We start from the raw sequence: 17,509 nt of genomic DNA on the forward strand, positions 1-17,509 counted from the left end.
AGGCTGAATGCTGAAAGTAAAAGATTTCATGACCAAAGATGTCATAACGATAAATCCTGATGCAACTGTTGAAGCGCTTGCGAGGCTCCTGATAGAGCATAAGTTCAGCGGCGTGCCGGTTGTGGATGAAAACAACAACCTTGTGGGCATAGTCACTGAGAATGACCTCATCAGCAAGAACAAGAGGCTTCACATCCCGACCATTATCAGGCTGTTTGACGCGTACATCATGTTAGGCTCCGGCAAGATGGAGGATGAGATAAAGAAGATGGCAGCTACTATTGTTGATGAGATATGCGTTAAGGATGTCGTATCCATAACTGAGGAGACGACGCTGGAAGAGGCTGCCACTATCATGTCTGAGAAGAGTATCCATCTCCTGCCTGTGCTGAGAGGCAAGGTTGTTGTGGGCATAGTCGGCAAGGCGGATATTGTCGGTGCGATGACAGGTGATAGTTCAAAGTAACAGCGATGCGGAGACAAGAGAGATAGGCCGCAGAATAGGGGAGCGGCTGAGCCCCGGCGATGTGGTCTGTCTTTACGGCGAACTTGGCGCTGGCAAGACAACTATGGTGAAGGGCATCGCCTCTGTCTTCGGCATTATGGAGCGGGATGTCACGAGCCCGAGCTTCACTATAATAATAGAGCATGAGGGTGAAGTACCGTTCAACCATATTGACCTTTACAGGCTTTCTGAAAATGATACGGCAGACCTCGGCCTGCATGAATATTTCAACAGGAAGAGCATATCTGTCATAGAGTGGGCGGAAAGGGCGGAGAGAGAGATACCTGATGATGCCATAAAGGTTCGGCTCAGCTACTCAGGCGAAGACAGAAGAGAGATATCAATAGAGGGAATTACTATATGAAGAATGTTGGGATAATCGCAAAGAAGAGTGTTCCTGAGGCGATAGACGCGGTAAGGGATGTCCTGCAGTGGCTCAAGGGCAGAAAGTACAAAGTCGCTATTGATTCTGTGACAGCCGCAGCCCTGAAGATGAAAGGGTGCCCTGTAGAGAAGCTCCCTTCAAGGTCTGACATTATCCTCGTCTTTGGAGGCGACGGCACACTCCTGAGCGCTGCGAGGCTCGTTGGCAATAAAGGCGTTCCGATCCTCGGCATAAACCTCGGCACTCTCGGATTTATTACTGAGCTTGGAAGGGATGAGATACTCAAGAATATTGATAAGGTCTTTTCAGGCAAGTACAGGCTTGAGGAGAGGATAAGGATATCTGCTGATGTTTATCGTAAGGGGAAAAAGATATCGCAATACAGCGCGCTTAATGATGTGGTCTTGAACAAGAGCGCGCTTGCGAGGATGTTTGAACTGGACATCAGCATTAATAAGCAGTATGTGACCACATTCAGAGCTGACGGGCTGATCGTATCAACACCTACCGGTTCTACAGCACATTCACTCTCAGCAGGAGGCCCTGTGTTGTACCCGACAGTTGAATCATTCCTCATGACACCTATCTGTCCGCATACGCTCACAAGCAGGCCGCTTGTGATACCTGATGATTTTGTTCTTGAGGCGATCGTTAAGTCTGGTGATAATGTGTATCTCACCGTTGACGGCCAGGTGGGGCTTCCTCTAAAGGTCAACGACAGCATAAGGATGAAGAAGGCTGACTTCACCACAAAGTTCATTCATCTGCAGGACAGGGATTATTTTTATATTCTCAGGTCAAAGATGAAGTGGGGAGAATGATAAAACAGGGTTTAGGGAATAGGGATTAGGGATTAAGGCCGATGATAACCAGGAATGAAATAATCAGAGATATGAAGAATGCTATGGAGTTCTATAAGGAGCTCGGATTCGAGTATCTTCCTGTAAAGAGCGTAGATCTCTCCATTCATCGCCCTGCTGTAGCTGAAAAAAAGACCGAATATCGTCCTGCTCCTGCCGCATCATCCTTAAGCAAGGAAGAGATGCTGAAGTCGCTTAGAGAGGAGATCGGGGAATGCAGGCGCTGCAAGCTTTGTGAAGGAAGGACGAATATCGTATTCGGTGAAGGCAGCGCGGACGCGAGGCTTATGTTCATAGGCGAGGGGCCGGGCAAGGATGAAGATATTCAGGCAAGGCCTTTTGTTGGTGAGGCAGGGCAGATACTTAACAACCTTATAAATAAAAGAGGATGGAAGCGTGAAGAAGTATATATCGCAAATATCGTGAAATGCAGGCCTCCGGGCAACAGGGCGCCGGAAGATGATGAGATAGCGGCATGTATGCCTTTTGTCCAAACGCAGATAGAGATAATCAATCCAAAGGTGATAATGAGCCTCGGGAATGTTGCGACTCAGTCGCTCCTCAGGATCAAGGTTCCGATAAGCAAAGCAAGAGGGAATTTCTACTCTTATAATAATATACCTGTGATGCCGACATTCCATCCCGCGTATTTTTTGAGAAATCCAAAAGAGAAACACCTTACATGGGATGATTCTGCAAAGGTGCTTGAGAAGCTTAAATAAATACTGTTAGTGTCATAAATAATTTCACATAGGCAGTCATTCCGGCTTGTCCGGAATCTTCCCATTATACACATGAAAGATAGATTCCCGACAAGCGGGAATGACAAATTAGACTGGAGGATTAAATGAAAAGACTTTGGGCGCCGTGGAGAATGGAATATATACTTGATGATCATAAACTTGACACCTGCCTTTTTTGTCATATATCACAGGCAAAAAAGATCAATGATAAAAAGAACCTGATCTTATACAGGAGCGCGCACTGCTTTGTCATGCTCAATAAATATCCCTACAACAGCGGCCACCTCATGGTCGTCCCATATTTTCATACGCCGTCTTTTGACGGGCTTTCTGATGAGGCCCTCTTTGACCTGATAAAGACGATTGACAGGTCTGTGAATGTCCTGAAGAAGGCGCTCAATCCTGACGGCTTTAACCTCGGCCTCAACTTCGGCAAGGTCGCGGGGGCAGGCATGGGCTCGCACATGCACAAGCACATCATCCCGCGCTGGACAGGCGACACAGACACCATGCCTCTCATATCAGAGACAAGGGTCATGCCCGAGCACCTGATGGCGACCTATGCAAAGCTGAGTAAGGCATTTAAAAAGTAGTTCTTCATATCGTGTCCATGCAGATCAATATCTCTGAGATTAAAAGATCACGAAGAAAGTCCATTGCGGTAGAGGTGCGCCATGATGCTTCAGTCATAGTGCGCGCTCCCGGCTGGGTTTCTCAAAAGGCAATTAATAATTTTGTCGAGTCAAAGAGCGCATGGATAATTAATAAACAGAAAGAGGCAGGAGAAAGGGTCTCTAAATCGCCCAAGCGTAATTTTGCTGACGGTGAGGAGTTTTTTTATCTTGGCGATAAATATAATTTGAGAGTGATAGATGATCAGGATGAGCCGCTGAAGCTGGACGGATGCTTCATGATGTCAAATAAACATCGTACACGCGCTAGAGAGATATTTACAGACTGGTACAGGGATGAGGCAGCCCGGATAATTTTAAAGAGGGCTGAGCTGATCTCAGGCATGTCAGGCCGTGAATATAAAAAGATGAAGATAACATCTGCAAGGAGACGCTGGGGTTCTTGTACTACAAAGGGAAATATTAACTTCAGCCTTTTTCTTGTGATGGCGCCGCTGAGGGTCATAGACTATGTTGTTGCTCATGAGATATCACACCTGTCTGAGCTAAACCACTCTCCGAAATTCTGGGACAAGGTCGGGTCATTGATGCCTGATTTCAAGGAGCAGAAGGTCTGGCTCAGAGAGAACGGGCACCTGCTCGTCATATAGCTGATTCCCCCACTTTAACAAAGGGGGGCAAGGGGGGATTATCCTAACAATTTGATTATGCTATAATTCATCGTCCCGAAAGGCTTAAATTATGTCTGAACTTACCCCTTTAATGAAACAATATCAGCAGGTCAAGCGCAATCATCCTGACGCGATATTATTCTTCCGCCTCGGGGATTTCTATGAGATGTTCGGCCAGGACGCTGTCATAGCATCAAAGATACTTCAGATAACCCTCACCGCCAGAAGCGCGGGCAAGGACGCTAAGATGCCGATGTGCGGCATTCCTCACTTCGCGGCTGACAATTACATAGCAAAGCTGATCAATGCAGGCCATAAGGTCGCTGTATGCGAGCAGGTCGAGGATGCCAAGGACGCAAAGGGTATCGTGAACAGAGAGGTTGTAAAGGTCATCACTCCGGGGACATTTCATGCTGATAATCCGAAAGAGAACAATTATATCCTGTCATTCTTTCAAAAAGAGAGCATCTTCGGCATAGCAGTCGCTGACATCACAACAGGCGAGTTCTTTCTTTATGAGACCTTTGACAATCTGGAAGATGAGATAAACAGGTTCCAGCCGAAGGAAGTGCTTTATCCTCTGGGCTTAAAGGACAGCGCAACTGTAGGAACCAGCCTTGATGATTACTACCTCACGCCTTACGATGACTGGTACTTTGATTATATAGAGGCGTACAGGAAGCTCCTGAAACATTTGAATGTGGCATCTCTTGAAGGCTACGGATGCGAGGGTATGATCGTTGCAATATCAGCAGCCGGCGCACTGATGAACTACCTTGAGGAGACACAGAAGGATGCTGTCTCATTCAGTAAATTAAGCGTGCTGAGACGCGACTCATGTATGCTGCTTGATGCAGCAACGCAGAGGAACCTTGAAATAACAAAAAATATGAAGAGCGGTGACATTGAGGGCAGCCTGTTAGGCGTGCTTGACGAGACGCTCACTCCGATGGGAGGCAGGCTCCTGAGGACATGGATCGTGAATCCGCTTCTCAGCCCTGATGAGATAAAGATGAGGCAGGGTGCTGTCGGCGCGCTTTTAGAAAGCGGGGCGAAGCTTTCTCAGATACATAATCTTCTTGACAGAACAGCGGACATCGAGAGGATAGCTTCCAAAATAAATAATGAAAGCGCCAATGCGCGCGACCTTACTGCGCTGAAGTCTTCTCTGAAGAGTTTTCCCGAACTGAAGGAAGTTATCGGCAGTATCAGCAATAAGAGAATGGCGGTTCTTTCAGCAAACATTGATGAACTCGGTGAGCTGATGTCATTGATCGATAATGCCATTAATGAAGACGCGCCAATGAGCATGAGGGACGGCGGGCTTATCAAGCACGGCTATAACGCCGGCATAGATGAACTGCGGGAAATAAGCGGAAGCGTCAAGGATTTTATCGTAACGCTTCAGAAGAGCGAGAGGGAGAAGACCGGCATCTCATCTCTCAAGGTGGGCTTTAACAGGATATTCGGCTACTTCATAGAGGTCACAAATACAAACCTCCCGCAGGTTCCTGAACACTATATAAGAAAGCAGACGCTGGTTGGCGGCGAGAGGTTCATAACGCCTGAGCTGAAGGAGTATGAGACAAAGATTTTAGGCGCTGAAGAGAGGCTCAAGGTGCTGGAGTATGACCTCTTTGTTGAGATAAGGAATGAGGCTGCGAAAGAGGTAGCCCGGCTTCAGAAGAGCTCTTCAGCCATAGCCGAGCTTGATGTGCTTTACTCTCTGGCGCGTGTTGCCAAAAAATACAGCTATGAGTGTCCCGTTGTTGATGAAGGCGACAGGATAGAGATAACTGACGGCAGGCATCCTGTGATCGAAAGGCTCGCGTCTGATGAGAGGTTTGTTCCCAATGACGTACTGCTTGATAACGGCGCGAACAATGTTCTGATAATAACCGGCCCGAACATGGCTGGCAAGTCAACATATATGAGGCAGGTGGCGCTCATAGTGCTTATGGCGCAGATGGGCAGCTATGTCCCTGCCGCTTCAGCAAGGATAGGCGTTGTTGACAGGATATTCACGAGGATAGGCGCATCTGATGTGATAACAAAAGGCCAGAGCACATTCATGCTTGAGATGCTTGAGACCGCTAACATACTCAATAACGCGACTGACAAAAGCCTTATCATCCTCGATGAGGTCGGCAGGGGAACGAGCACATTTGACGGCATAAGCATCGCGTGGGCTGTTGTTGAGTACATAGCGAACAGGCTTCATTCAAGAACTCTCTTTGCGACGCATTACAATGAACTCACGGAACTCTCTATAGTTTTAGACGGGATAAAGAACCTCAATGTCGCAGTAAAAGAGTGGGGCGAAGAGATAATCTTTTTGAGAAAAATAGAAGAAGGCCCGGCTGACAAGAGCTACGGCATACAGGTAGCGAGGCTTGCGGGGCTTCCGCAAGATGCTATTACAAGGGCGAAAGAGATACTCTCAAACCTTGAGAAGTCGGAGCTGAACGAACTCGGCGCGCCGAAGCTCGCATATTCATCTGACGCTGATCGCTCTAAAAAAAGTTCCGTCGGACAGCTTGACCTCTTCACCACACAGGCAGACCCTGTAATGAAAGAAATACTCGGGCTTGACGTCATGAGCATGACGCCGATCGATGCGCTTAACAAGCTGTATGAGATAAAGAGAAGGCTTTCGGATAAGGGTTGAAAGGTGTCGTGAAATTAGCTTTTTCCTCTAATTCCTGTTTCCGCCTGCTTAAAGCACCTGTTGGTCTTAGTTTAAGGGGAGGGGCTATAAGGGTTGTCTTGTGCAATGCTTATGATATAATGGTGCATAAGATATGCACAACAAGGAGGGAATTATGCGTGCAACAGTTACGATAGAAAAGGATGTTCTTGATGCTCTGATCAAAGAGACAAAGACCAGAAGCAAGGCATCTGCGGTAAGGATAGCGGTTGAAGATTACCTTAGAATAAAGAAGATCTAAAAGATACGTTCCATGAAAGGTAAACTGAAGTTCGATATGACCGCTGATGAGATAAGGCATCGTGAGAGATAAGATACTGATTGACACTTCCGTCTGGATCGCCTACTTCAAGGCATCTGATACTGCATTGGTTGAGCGGGTGGACGATCTCCTGACTGTTGCAGAGATCTGTGTGCCGAAGGTGGTCATAGCCGAACTCATGCAGGGCGCCAAATCTGAGCAGGAAGTCGTGGTTATCGGGGAATTCATCGGCGCCTTCACGATTCTTGACCAGCAGAATGAAACATGGGAGAAAGCAGGAAGGCTTTCATTTCAGATGAAGAGAAAAGGCATTACAGTACATCTTATAGACTGTTATATTGCCATGATTACAGATGAACACCGATGCAGACTCTTCACTCTTGATAAACATTTCAAGGATATAAAACGTTTCCTTAAGATAGAACTATTCGGGTGAGCATGACTCCGATCGATGCGCTTAACAAGCTGTATGAGATAAAGAGAAGGCTTTCGGATAAGGGCGGAAAGGTGTCGTGACAAATACGTGGGCGGCGACCGGGTCAACCTCAGGAGCCGCTACTCCGGGTTCCGCTTCGCTAAGGATAAGTAGTTTTTCAGCTCCCCTCCTAAAACAGGACCAAAAGTAGGTGACTTAAGCAGGGTAGCAATGAAGAGAGTGCAGCTTGCAATGCCCCCGCTGTAATTCACCAGATTGATAAAAACAATATGTTATGCTATTTATATAGCTGTAAGATGTGGAGGTATCTATGAAAACATTATCAATAAATTATCCTGAATCTGTCCTTGCCACCCTCAACCTTAGTCCTGAGACTTTTGAGCAGGAAGCTAAAACAGCGCTTGCAGTAAAACTGTATGAGTTAGGACGGTTGACCTCAGGTCAGGCATCTGCAATGGCCGGCATATCACGAGTTGCTTTTCTGCTTGGCTGTCCCCGCTATGGCGCAAACGCTGTTCAATGGGATCAGGAAGAGCTTGATGCCGAGTTTTCAGATATAGAGTAATGACAGGCCGTCTGATATCAAATACCGGCCCTATTATCGCCCTCGCCCTCATTGACCGCCTTGATATTCTTCAGACAATGTTTCAGCAGGTTATTGTTCCTGATGCTGTTCATAAGGAATTACTCGATGGCGGGACTTCAGGTCATGGCCTTCAATCCTACGGGAAGGCATCATGGATTCAGGTTCAATCTTTATCTGCCCCGATAGATTCATTGCTGCAAAATGTTCTTGATAAGGGTGAGGCGTCAGTTATTCAGCTCGCCCGTGAGATGAGAGCAGATTATCTGCTCATAGATGAACGTAAAGCAAGAAAGATTGCCCGTGATATATTCGGTCTTCGGGTAATCGGCACAGCCCGTGTGCTTGTTGAAGCAAAGAAAAAGGGGAGCCTCGACAACGTTGGAGATGCTCTTGATAAAATTCGTAACAGCGGGTACTGGATACATGACGACATTGTCCAGTTTGCCTTAAAAAAAGCCAACGAGATATAGATAGAGAAAAATATCCACATGATAATGCTGTCATCCTTTATGCCTCAACTTTAATTCTCCCCCAAGCCTTATTGATATTTTAATGTTATTATATTAAGCTTTTTTTGGTATTCTGCTATAGGTTTTAGAGCCATATATTAAAGGAAACTAACCATGATAGATAAAAGATATAACCCTGAAGATGTTGAAAAGAAGTGGTATAAGGAATGGCTTGAGAAGGGATACTTCACGGCCGAGTCAAAGAGCGACAAGCCGTCATATTGCATCGTCATTCCGCCGCCGAATGTCACCGGCTCTCTCCATATGGGCCATGCGCTTGATATAACGCTTCAGGACATAATGATAAGGTGGAAGCGCATGTCAGGCTTCAATACCCTCTGGCTTCCCGGCACTGACCACGCCGGCATCGCAACGCAGAATGTCGTTGAGAAAGACCTTGTGAAGCACGGCACTAACAGGCACGCGCTCGGGCGCGAGAAGTTCATTGAGAAAGTATGGGAGTGGAAGAAGCTTCACGGCGACAGGATAATCAGCCAGCTCAAGGGCATGGGCGCGTCATGCGACTGGAGCAGGGAGAGGTTTACCCTTGATGCAGGACTCTCAAAAGCTGTAAGGGAGGTCTTTATCAGGCTCTATGAAGAAGGCCTTATTTACAGGGGAGAGTATCTTATCAACTGGTGCCCGAGATGTCATACAGCGCTCTCTGACCTTGAGGTCGAGCACGAGGACAGGCAGGGGAAGCTCTATTACATAAGGTATGACCTCGTCGGGGAAGAAGGTCATCTTGTTGTAGCTACCACAAGGCCTGAGACATTCCTCGGCGATACCGCCGTAGCTGTTAATCCTGATGACGCACGGTATATGAAGCTCATCGGCAGAAAGGTGAGGCTTCCGATAATCGGCAGAGAGATAATTATCATAGCGGATGAGTTTGTTGATTCATCATTCGGCACAGGCGCGGTAAAGGTTACGCCTGCGCATGACCCGAATGACTTTGATATGGGACAGAGGCATGGCCTTCAGTTCATTAATATCCTCAACGGCGACGGCAGCATGTCTCAGGAGGCTGGCCCTTACAAGGGGCAGGACAGGTTTGAGTGCAGGAAGAATGTTCTCAAAGACCTTGAAGCCGCGGGCCATCTTGAGATGGTCAAGGATCACGGCCATGCGATAGGCCACTGCTACAGGTGCAGGACGGTTGTTGAGCCGTTTCTCTCAAAGCAGTGGTTCGTAAAGATAAAGCCTCTTGCTGAAGAAGCGATAAGGTCTGTTAAGGACGGCAGTGTAAAGATCATCCCTTCAGGCTGGGAGAACAGCTATTTCGACTGGATGGAGAATATCAAGGACTGGTGCATATCAAGGCAGATATGGTGGGGACACCGCATACCTGTCTGGTACTGCATGGACTGTAATGAGGTTATCGTATCAGCTGATACTCCTGCACAGTGTAAGTGCGGAAGCGCAAAGCTGAAGCAGGATGAGGATGTGCTTGATACATGGTTCTCGTCAGCGCTCTGGCCATTCTCAACACTCGGCTGGCCTGATAATACTGATGACCTTAATACATTTTATCCCACAGATGTTCTGATAACAGGTTTTGACATTCTCTTCTTCTGGGTAGCCCGCATGATCATGATGGGAAATAAGTTCATGGGCAAGGAGCCGTTCAGGCACACATACATCCACGCGCTCATCAGGGATGAAGAAGGCAAGAAGATGAGCAAGTCCAAGGGTAATGTTGTTGACCCTCTTGAACTGACAGGCGAATTCGGAACGGATGCGGTGCGCTTTACGCTTGCGGCATACGCAGCGCAGGGCAGGGATATAAAGTTCTCAAAGAAGAAGGTTGAAGGCTACAGAAACTTCATAAACAAGATATGGAATGTTTCGAGGTTCATATCGATGAACATCAATGATGAGACCGTCATATCGCCTGTTAAAGAACTAAATAACCTCAGCCTCCCGAGCAGGTGGATATTGAGCCGGGTCTCTGCTGTGAGCGATGAGGTGAACAGATTGCTTGACGAGTACAGGTTCAATGATTCAGCAGGCATACTTTATCAGTTCGTTTGGCATGAGCTTTGCGACTGGTATGTGGAGATGATAAAGCCTGAACTCTACAGTGATGATATCGAATCGAAGAACTCAGCGGTCAGTGTCCTTGTTCACACCTTTGAGGCAACTCTGAGGCTTATGCACCCGATCATGCCTTTTCTCACAGAGGAACTCTGGCAGGATTTGAGTGTGAAAAACAAGAAAGAGAGCATCTGCATCAGCAGTTATCCGGCAACCGGGGACGGCATCCCGGATACAGAGGCTGAAAGAAAGATGAAGGTGATAATGGATGCGGTCACAGGCATAAGGAATATAAGGGGCGAACTCAACCTCTCACCGAACCTTCAGCTTACGGCGATGATCAGGACTATGGAAGGCGCAAAGGCTGTGATAGATGAGAACATAACTTATATAACAAAACTTGCAAAGGCTGATATTGAGACCGGAGATGATATTGTATCGCCCGAAGGAGCGGCAACTTCAATAAGGCCGTCCATGGAGATATATGTCCCGCTCAAGGGCTTGTTTGATATTGATGCTGAGATAGGCAGGTTGAGTAAGGAGATGGCCAAGGTACAGGAATCATTGGCCTTTATTGATAAGAAGCTTTCGAATGAGGGATTTGTCAGAAAGGCGCCTGATGCAGTCGTTGAGGAAAATAAAGCTAACCACGCTGAACTAAAGAATAAAATAGATTTAATAAAAGAGAATATCAATAAACTTAAAGAGTTAAAGAAGTCTGATGGCTAATGGTTTAAAAAAGAATTCGGATAATATTGATGTTCTCATCAGGAACGCGCTTAATGAGGATATCGGCTCTGGTGATGTGACAACATCTGCTGTTATACCAGAAGGGCATAAAACAAAAGCTGTCTTTATCGCCAAGGAGAACTGTATAATCGCCGGGCTGCCTTTTGCTAAAAGGACGTTTGAACTATTAGATCCAGGTGTTAAGTTCAGCGTTATTAAAAAAGAAGGGAGCAGGCTGAAAAAGGGAACCGCATTTGCAAAGGTAAGCGGAGACACCTCGAGCATACTCATGGGTGAGCGTGTAGCTTTGAACCTTCTTCAGCGCATGTCAGGCATAGCCACGCTCACAGACAGGTATGTGCAAGCTGTGAAGCGGCACAAGGCCAGGATAGTGGATACCAGAAAGACAGCGCCGGGGCTGAGGTTCTTTGACAAATATGCCGTAAGGACAGGCGGAGGGCAGAATCACCGCTTCGGCCTCTTTGACGCCGTACTGATAAAGGACAATCATATCGATGCCGCCGGAGGAGTGAGCAGGGCGGTTGAGCTTGCGAGGCTGAATGCGGGCAAGTCATTAAAGATAGAGGTTGAAACAAGGAATATCACTGAAGTCAGGGCGGCATTATCAGCCGGGGCGGATATCATAATGCTTGATAATATGCCGCTCCATAATATGCAAAAAGCGGTAGATTTAATACGTTCAAAAAAACCTGAAACCATCATAGAAGCATCAGGCGGCATCAATTTAGAGAATGTAAATTCAGTGGCCGCAGCCGGTGTGGACCTCATATCAGTAGGCGCCCTCACTCATTCCGCGCATGCCGCTGACATTAGCATGAAGGTCCTGCCTCGTTGACAATCAGCTGAAGCAGACAATATAATTAATACCACTTTTATTTTATAGGCGTTGCAATGAAGATCCTTGTATCTGACATACCTTCCGAAGGGTTGGAAAAAGAGTTTGATATTCCGATCTCTCTTGAGGAGGGCGGAATAGAGAAGGCCGTTCATGTAAGTATGAGGGTCATGAAGTACGGGGCCAGTGTCGTTGTCGAAGGGCATGCCGGCATGACGGCAACGCTGTCGTGCAGCCGCTGCCTGGAAGATTTCCCTTATTCCATGGAAGTGGATTTCACGGATGAGTATGTGCCTGATACCGAGATCGCCCGTGCCAGCGAGCATGAACTCGGCAGTGACGAACTGGATATCGGATATTACAGCAACGATGAAATAGATGTTAAAGAACTTATCAAGGAGCAGATGCTCCTGCAGGTTCCCATAAAGCTTTTATGCAAACCTGACTGCAGGGGGCTCTGCCCCAAATGCGGCAAAGACCTCAATACCGGGTCATGCACATGCAGAGAAGAGGAAGTTGACCCGAGATTAGCCAAGCTCAGCGAGCTGAAGAATAGATTAAAATAATGAAAGGAGTATAAAATGCCAAATCCAACATCCAGACACAGTAAAGCCAGAAGAGACAAAAGACGCGCCAACTGGAAGCTGACACTGTCCAGTATCGCTCTTTGTCCTGAATGCCAGGAGCCTACTCTCCCTCACAGGGTCTGTCAGAGCTGCGGTAAATACAAGGGCAAGAAAATAATTGAAGTAGTTGAAAAAGAACTTGCATGAGGATATCCCTTGACGCAATGGGCGGTGACCACGCCCCTGCCACAACAGTTCAGGGAGCAGTAGAGGCGGTCAGAGAGTGTAAAGACCTCACAGTGCTGCTTGTCGGCGACAAAGATGAACTGGGCAGAGAGATTGCGAAGAGAAAATTCAGTTCCGAACGGATAATCATCAAACACGCTTCGCAGGTCGTAGGAATGGGCGAACCCCCTATGACTGCGGTCAGGCGCAAAAAGGATTCATCGATCAGTGTCGCTCTTGAGCTTGTAAGGGACGGAGAGGCAGATGCCATGGTAAGCGCGGGTAATTCCGGAGTTGTCATGGCGACAGCGCTTTTCAAGCTTGGCAAGATCCCCGGAGTTGACAGGCCTGCAATTGCAACCATTATGCCCGCGTTAAAGGGAAATTTTTTTCTGCTTATCGATGCAGGCGCCAATGTTGACTGCGACCCTCTTAATCTTTACCAGTTTGCGATCATGGGTGAGGCTTATATGAGGAAGGTCTTTCATATAGAGAACCCGAAGGTCGGGCTGCTTGGTATCGGCGAAGAGGACGCAAAGGGGAACGAACTGACAAAAGAGTCTTTCAAGCTCCTGAAGAATTCAAATTTTAATTTTATCGGGAATGTAGAGGGCAAGGAGATATACAAGGGCGAGGCCGATGTTGTGGTATGCGACGGCTTTGTCGGCAATATAGCACTTAAGATAAGCGAAGGCCTTGCTGAGGCGATATCCAAGATGCTGCAGCACGAGATATCTATCAGCCTGTCAGGCAGGATAGGCTATCTTTTTATGAAAGGTGTATTTGCCAAATTCAAAAAGAAGACACACTATGCCGAATACGGCGGCGCCCCGCTATTGGGGCTGAACAAACCCTGCATCATCAGCCACGGCCGTTCAAGCGCCAAGGCTATAAAGAACGCGATAATAGTCGCGGCAGAATATTACAACACCGGCGTATCTGATCTCATATCACAAGAATTCAGTTCCAGGATCTCCAGGGAGGAGAAGCTTGCCTCTGCGGAGTAGGATCACCGGAACAGGTTCATACCTGCCTGAAAAAGTCCTCACCAATTTTCAGCTTGAGAAGATGGTTGACACATCTGACGAGTGGATCACGGAACGGACGGGCATAAAAGAGCGGCATATCGTAAGCAAGGATGAGGTCACTTCCGATCTATGCCTCAAGGCTTCAAAGATAGCGCTCAAGAGCGCGGGGCTGAAGCCCTCTGATATCGACATGATAATAGTCACGACTATGAGCGGCGATATGCCTATGCCTTCCACCGCCTCTATACTTCAGGGCAAGCTCGGCGCGAAGAACGCGGCGTCTTTTGATATTAATGCCGCATGCAGCGGTTTTCTTTACGGGCTTTCAGTTGCTGACAGCTTCATAAGAAGCAAGACATCCAAAAAACTTCTCCTTGTCAGCGCTGAGGTCAACTCGAGATTCCTTGACTGGGAGGACAGGTCAACATGCGTTATCTTTGCTGACGGCGCAGGCGCTGTTGTGATGGAGCCGACTACAGGCAAGCACGGGATATTATCAACCCGCCTTTTCTCTAACGGCGAATTATGGGACCTCATAACTATTCCCGGCGGAGGTTCACAGCATCCTCCCACAGAAGCGAGCGTAAAGAAGAAACTTCACTATATACAAATGAAGGGCAATGAGACCTTCAGGGTCGCGGTCAAAACCCTGGAGCAGCTGGTCATTGATACACTTGAGGCTGACAAGATAAAGGCTTCCCAGCTCTCTCTGCTCATACCGCATCAGGCGAACATCAGGATCATACAGGCAACCGCCAAGAGGCTCGGCCTCTCTATGGATAAAGTATTCGTCAATCTTGAAAAATACGGCAATACCTCAAGCGCCTCCATCCCCATAGCCCTTGATGAGGCGCTCAGAAGCAACAGGATAAAAGAGGGCGATTATATTTTGCTTGAGGCCTTCGGCAGCGGTCTTACATGGGCATCATCATTGATCAGGTGGTAGGCTGATCATCACTTCAAATAATTGTGGAAGTATCTGACTGAAATGATATAAACTATACACGTTTGTATCTTTATTATATGCACTATATACATCTGAATTTTGCGGAGGAAATTTAATGAACTATTTTTTGAATGAAGAGCAGGAGATGATCAGGGACCTTACGCGCCGTATCGCAGAGGAGAAGATAGTTCCTGTCAGGTCGGAGCTTGATGAGAAGGAAGAGTTCCCGTGGGAGATAATGAAGGTGCTTGCGCAGTCAGACCTCTTCGGGCTTTTCATTCCCGAGGAATACGGAGGGCTCGGCAAGGGATCTCTTGAGCTTGCGATAGCTATCGAGGAACTCAGCAGGGCGTGCCTTGGTGTTGCGACTTCCTATTCAGCAAACGCGCTTGGTTTTCTCCCGATAATCCTTAACGGTTCTGATGAGCAGAAGAAGAAGTTCCTTCCTGCAATAGCGGCGGGCAAGAGGATGGTTGCTTTTGCGCTTACCGAGGCCAACGCCGGCAGCGATGCCGCAGGTGTTCAGACAACAGCGGTCAAAGAAGGAAATGAATATGTGCTTAACGGCACGAAACAGTGGATCACTAACGGCGGAGAGGCTGAGGTCAATACAGTCGTTGCGATGACCAACAAGAGCAAGGGCACGCGCGGCGCGTCTATGTTCATTGTTGAGCATGGCACCAAAGGCTTCACTTACGGGAAGAAGGAGAACAAGCTCGGCATAAGGGCTTCGTCCACAAGGGAGCTTGTCTTTGACAACTGCCGTATACCGGAAGAGAACATCATAGGAAAAGAGGGTATGGGCTTTATAATCGCCATGAAGACCCTTGATATCGCAAGGAACGGAGTCGGGGCGCAGGGTGTCGGTGTTGCGCAGGGCGCGCTTGATGCTGCTCTTGCATTTGCCGTTGAGAGGAGGCAGTTCGGCCAGGCGATAAGCAGCTTCCAGGCGATCCAGCACATGCTCGCGAATATGGCAACAGAGATAGAGGCCGCACGTTCGCTTGTCTATTCAGTGGCAAGGCACATTGACGGCGGTGAAAAGGATATAAGCAAGGTCTCTGCAATGGCAAAGCTCTTTGCAAGTGACGTTGCGATGAGGGTGACAGTTGACGCCGTTCAGGTCATGGGCGGTTCCGGATATATGAAAGAGTATCCTGTTGAGAAGATGATGCGCGACGCGAAGATACTCCAGATATATGAAGGCACGAACCAGATACAGCGCAATGTTATCGGACAGGCTCTGGTAAAAGAGACGAATAAGAAGAAGTAGTCAGGTTCACGGCTGCAGCACAGCGCCGTTATAGAATACATCGCATCTGCCGCCCTGAACAAAGCTTTTAGCCTTTCTGAAGAGGTCGAAGATCGGTTCGGCAATGGACTTAACAGCGCTAACCGCGCCGATTTCGGGATTATCAAATGGGCCGCTGATCCTTTGTTTGAATTTAGCGCATCCCTTGTCATCAAGAAGCGCCACACTTACATCTTCATACCGTTCTCTGACAAGATCGAGCCTGCCTTTAAGCGCAAGCCGGTTATGCTGCGTCGCAAGGGCTACGTCTTCAGCGTCTGCCGCACCGTCTCTGATATTCCAGTTTGAGATCAACTGTGTGATAGCGCCTTTTCCTCCCTGCGCATTGACGTAAACATCACCGTAACGGTATCCCTTGAGAGCAGCGTTGCCGAGAGGGCCTGCTATGAAGAAAGCGCCTATATCCACGAGATCGACCTTCTGGCTCGTTTCATATTTTGAGAGAACCTTATCAAGGTCCATAGTGTAAATGATGAGATTCTCACCTCTGAGAGAAAAAGAACCGTCCATGCCGCTCATCAAATTACGATCTGTTTTCTCTTTAATCGTTATCGAAGCGTCAAGATCACCCTTTCCGCCGATTACCTTTTTTGCGCCGAAAGACTCCTGCAGTTTTTCAAAGTCCAGCTTTGATACCTTCAAATTGATCTTATATGCAGTATCGGCTGCTGACATATCTGCCGTAACATCTCCTTCAGCCTTACCGCCGAAGATGTCCATGGTAATCGGCATCAGGTAGAACACACCTTTCTGCGCATTTATATCACTCTTGACATTGTCGATGATGAGGTTATTATTCTCTACCTTCTTGCTGTCAAAGTTTCCTGTGAACGAGGTGTTCTTTATGATTTCAGATGCGGTATCTTTTATCGTGAGCCCTTTAATAGAAAGATTAAAATCTTTTAACTCCGTCTTTTCACCTGTCTTCTCGTCAAGATAGACAAATAAACCTTTGGACAGCTTGAGTTCATTCAAACTGAAGGCTGCTCCCGGCTGCACATGATCCGGTTTCTTTTCAGAACTTTCAAAATTATATTTTCCATCGGGATGCTTTACGATTGTGATAACCGGTTTTACAATCTCGCAACTGGTGACTTTAAGCTGCTTCTTCAGCAACGGCATCAGCTCAGCACCCAGCTTCAGGTTGTCGAGAGAAAGAATATCACTTCCGTTGTTGGTGATATGTATGTCTTTTGCCGATACGCCGAAGGGAAAGAAAGAGAAGTTCATCATTCCTTTGATACTGACATCCAGTCCTGTCGCGTCTGAAACAGCGTCCTCGATGCGCGGTTTGTAGTAATTTATGTCAAAGGTGAGGGTGAAAATAACTGCCGCGAGAACAAGTGCTGCGCAGTTGCCGCCAATGACATAAAGGACTTTTTTTATCGTTGCATTCATTGTAGAAATTTTACACTGTAAGGCGAAAAAAATATATGCTATGATAAATAAAAAGGAGGGTGAAATGGGATTACTGATTTCAGTTGTGGTACTTGTCGTTTTAGTGGTTGTTATTA

18 protein-coding genes are annotated in these 17,509 nt (G+C 47.4%); 17 read left to right on the plus strand and 1 reads right to left on the minus strand.

Annotated features, from left to right (window positions below):
* Positions 1-7: 7 nt before the first annotated feature.
* The 17 genes from HY807_06780 to HY807_06860 all read left to right on the plus strand — a co-directional run bounded on the left by HY807_06780 (position 8) and on the right by HY807_06860 (position 15,956).
* Positions 8-466: a CBS domain-containing protein gene (locus tag HY807_06780; protein ID MBI4826111.1), complete on the plus strand. Its 459-nt coding sequence runs from the start codon at positions 8-10 to the stop codon at positions 464-466.
* Positions 450-869 (plus strand): tRNA (adenosine(37)-N6)-threonylcarbamoyltransferase complex ATPase subunit type 1 TsaE, encoded by a 420-nt coding sequence (gene tsaE, locus HY807_06785; GenBank protein ID MBI4826112.1) that lies wholly within the window; start codon positions 450-452, stop codon positions 867-869. Before HY807_06780 ends, tsaE begins: the two co-directional genes overlap by 17 nt.
* On the plus strand, positions 866-1,711 hold the full coding sequence (locus tag HY807_06790) for an NAD(+)/NADH kinase (GenBank protein MBI4826113.1): 846 nt from the start codon (positions 866-868) through the stop codon (positions 1,709-1,711). The genes tsaE and HY807_06790 overlap by 4 nt, the downstream gene beginning before the upstream one ends.
* Before the next feature lie 41 nt (positions 1,712-1,752).
* Positions 1,753-2,472 (plus strand): uracil-DNA glycosylase, encoded by a 720-nt coding sequence (locus HY807_06795; protein MBI4826114.1) that lies wholly within the window; start codon positions 1,753-1,755, stop codon positions 2,470-2,472.
* Between the two features lie 125 nt (positions 2,473-2,597).
* Positions 2,598-3,086, plus strand: coding sequence for an HIT domain-containing protein (locus HY807_06800; protein ID MBI4826115.1), 489 nt, complete (start codon positions 2,598-2,600; stop codon positions 3,084-3,086).
* Positions 3,087-3,103: 17 nt separating this feature from the next.
* Positions 3,104-3,775: a M48 family metallopeptidase gene (locus HY807_06805; GenBank protein ID MBI4826116.1), complete on the plus strand. Its 672-nt coding sequence runs from the start codon at positions 3,104-3,106 to the stop codon at positions 3,773-3,775.
* Between the two features lie 91 nt (positions 3,776-3,866).
* Complete coding sequence (gene mutS, locus HY807_06810) at positions 3,867-6,464, plus strand: DNA mismatch repair protein MutS (protein MBI4826117.1); 2,598 nt, start codon at positions 3,867-3,869, stop codon at positions 6,462-6,464.
* Between the two features lie 341 nt (positions 6,465-6,805).
* Entirely contained in the window at positions 6,806-7,201 is a 396-nt protein-coding gene (locus HY807_06815; protein MBI4826118.1) for a PIN domain-containing protein, read from the plus strand.
* A gap of 310 nt (positions 7,202-7,511) precedes the next feature.
* Positions 7,512-7,766, plus strand: coding sequence for a UPF0175 family protein (locus HY807_06820; protein ID MBI4826119.1), 255 nt, complete (start codon positions 7,512-7,514; stop codon positions 7,764-7,766).
* On the plus strand, positions 7,766-8,257 hold the full coding sequence (locus HY807_06825; protein MBI4826120.1) for a DUF3368 domain-containing protein: 492 nt from the start codon (positions 7,766-7,768) through the stop codon (positions 8,255-8,257). The genes HY807_06820 and HY807_06825 overlap by 1 nt, the downstream gene beginning before the upstream one ends.
* Before the next feature lie 153 nt (positions 8,258-8,410).
* Complete coding sequence (locus HY807_06830) at positions 8,411-11,062, plus strand: valine--tRNA ligase (protein MBI4826121.1); 2,652 nt, start codon at positions 8,411-8,413, stop codon at positions 11,060-11,062.
* The gene (gene nadC, locus HY807_06835; GenBank protein MBI4826122.1) at positions 11,055-11,918 is read left to right on the plus strand and encodes a carboxylating nicotinate-nucleotide diphosphorylase; all 864 of its coding nucleotides are present in this window, start codon (positions 11,055-11,057) and stop codon (positions 11,916-11,918) included. Before HY807_06830 ends, nadC begins: the two co-directional genes overlap by 8 nt.
* Positions 11,919-11,974: 56 nt before the next feature.
* Positions 11,975-12,484, plus strand: a complete 510-nt coding sequence (locus HY807_06840) for a DUF177 domain-containing protein (protein ID MBI4826123.1) — start codon at positions 11,975-11,977, stop codon at positions 12,482-12,484.
* Positions 12,485-12,499: 15 nt separating this feature from the next.
* Positions 12,500-12,691 (plus strand): 50S ribosomal protein L32, encoded by a 192-nt coding sequence (gene rpmF, locus HY807_06845; protein ID MBI4826124.1) that lies wholly within the window; start codon positions 12,500-12,502, stop codon positions 12,689-12,691.
* Positions 12,688-13,716, plus strand: a complete 1,029-nt coding sequence (gene plsX, locus HY807_06850; GenBank protein ID MBI4826125.1) for a phosphate acyltransferase PlsX — start codon at positions 12,688-12,690, stop codon at positions 13,714-13,716. The genes rpmF and plsX overlap by 4 nt, the downstream gene beginning before the upstream one ends.
* On the plus strand, positions 13,706-14,683 hold the full coding sequence (locus tag HY807_06855; protein ID MBI4826126.1) for a ketoacyl-ACP synthase III: 978 nt from the start codon (positions 13,706-13,708) through the stop codon (positions 14,681-14,683). Before plsX ends, HY807_06855 begins: the two co-directional genes overlap by 11 nt.
* A gap of 115 nt (positions 14,684-14,798) precedes the next feature.
* A complete protein-coding gene (locus HY807_06860) occupies positions 14,799-15,956 on the plus strand; it encodes an acyl-CoA dehydrogenase family protein (protein MBI4826127.1) in 1,158 nt (385 codons plus the stop codon).
* Positions 15,957-15,962: 6 nt separating this feature from the next.
* Here the strand turns inward: HY807_06860 and HY807_06865 are convergent, their stop codons facing one another.
* Positions 15,963-17,393, minus strand: coding sequence for an AsmA family protein (locus HY807_06865; protein MBI4826128.1), 1,431 nt, complete (start codon positions 17,391-17,393; stop codon positions 15,963-15,965).
* Positions 17,394-17,509 lie beyond the last annotated feature (116 nt).

The sequence above is a fragment of the Nitrospirota bacterium genome (assembly GCA_016207885.1).
Classification (GTDB): Bacteria; Nitrospirota; Thermodesulfovibrionia; order UBA6902; family UBA6902; genus JACQZG01.

Excerpts from the sequence above, each read along its gene's own strand:
- HY807_06795 (MBI4826114.1), top strand. The coding sequence starts at position 1,753 with ATGATAACCAGGAATGAAATAATCAGAGATATGAAGAATGCTATGGAG.
- rpmF (MBI4826124.1), top strand. The coding sequence starts at position 12,500 with ATGCCAAATCCAACATCCAGACACAGTAAAGCCAGAAGAGACAAAAGA.
- HY807_06860 (MBI4826127.1), top strand. The coding sequence starts at position 14,799 with ATGAACTATTTTTTGAATGAAGAGCAGGAGATGATCAGGGACCTTACG.
- HY807_06780 (MBI4826111.1), top strand. The coding sequence starts at position 8 with ATGCTGAAAGTAAAAGATTTCATGACCAAAGATGTCATAACGATAAAT.
- nadC (MBI4826122.1), top strand. The coding sequence starts at position 11,055 with ATGGCTAATGGTTTAAAAAAGAATTCGGATAATATTGATGTTCTCATC.
- HY807_06820 (MBI4826119.1), top strand. The coding sequence starts at position 7,512 with ATGAAAACATTATCAATAAATTATCCTGAATCTGTCCTTGCCACCCTC.
- HY807_06800 (MBI4826115.1), top strand. The coding sequence starts at position 2,598 with ATGAAAAGACTTTGGGCGCCGTGGAGAATGGAATATATACTTGATGAT.
- plsX (MBI4826125.1), top strand. The coding sequence starts at position 12,688 with ATGAGGATATCCCTTGACGCAATGGGCGGTGACCACGCCCCTGCCACA.
- HY807_06865 (MBI4826128.1), bottom strand. The coding sequence starts at position 17,393 with ATGAATGCAACGATAAAAAAAGTCCTTTATGTCATTGGCGGCAACTGC.
- HY807_06790 (MBI4826113.1), top strand. The coding sequence starts at position 866 with ATGAAGAATGTTGGGATAATCGCAAAGAAGAGTGTTCCTGAGGCGATA.
- HY807_06805 (MBI4826116.1), top strand. The coding sequence starts at position 3,104 with ATGCAGATCAATATCTCTGAGATTAAAAGATCACGAAGAAAGTCCATT.
- HY807_06830 (MBI4826121.1), top strand. The coding sequence starts at position 8,411 with ATGATAGATAAAAGATATAACCCTGAAGATGTTGAAAAGAAGTGGTAT.
- mutS (MBI4826117.1), top strand. The coding sequence starts at position 3,867 with ATGTCTGAACTTACCCCTTTAATGAAACAATATCAGCAGGTCAAGCGC.
- HY807_06825 (MBI4826120.1), top strand. The coding sequence starts at position 7,766 with ATGACAGGCCGTCTGATATCAAATACCGGCCCTATTATCGCCCTCGCC.
- HY807_06840 (MBI4826123.1), top strand. The coding sequence starts at position 11,975 with ATGAAGATCCTTGTATCTGACATACCTTCCGAAGGGTTGGAAAAAGAG.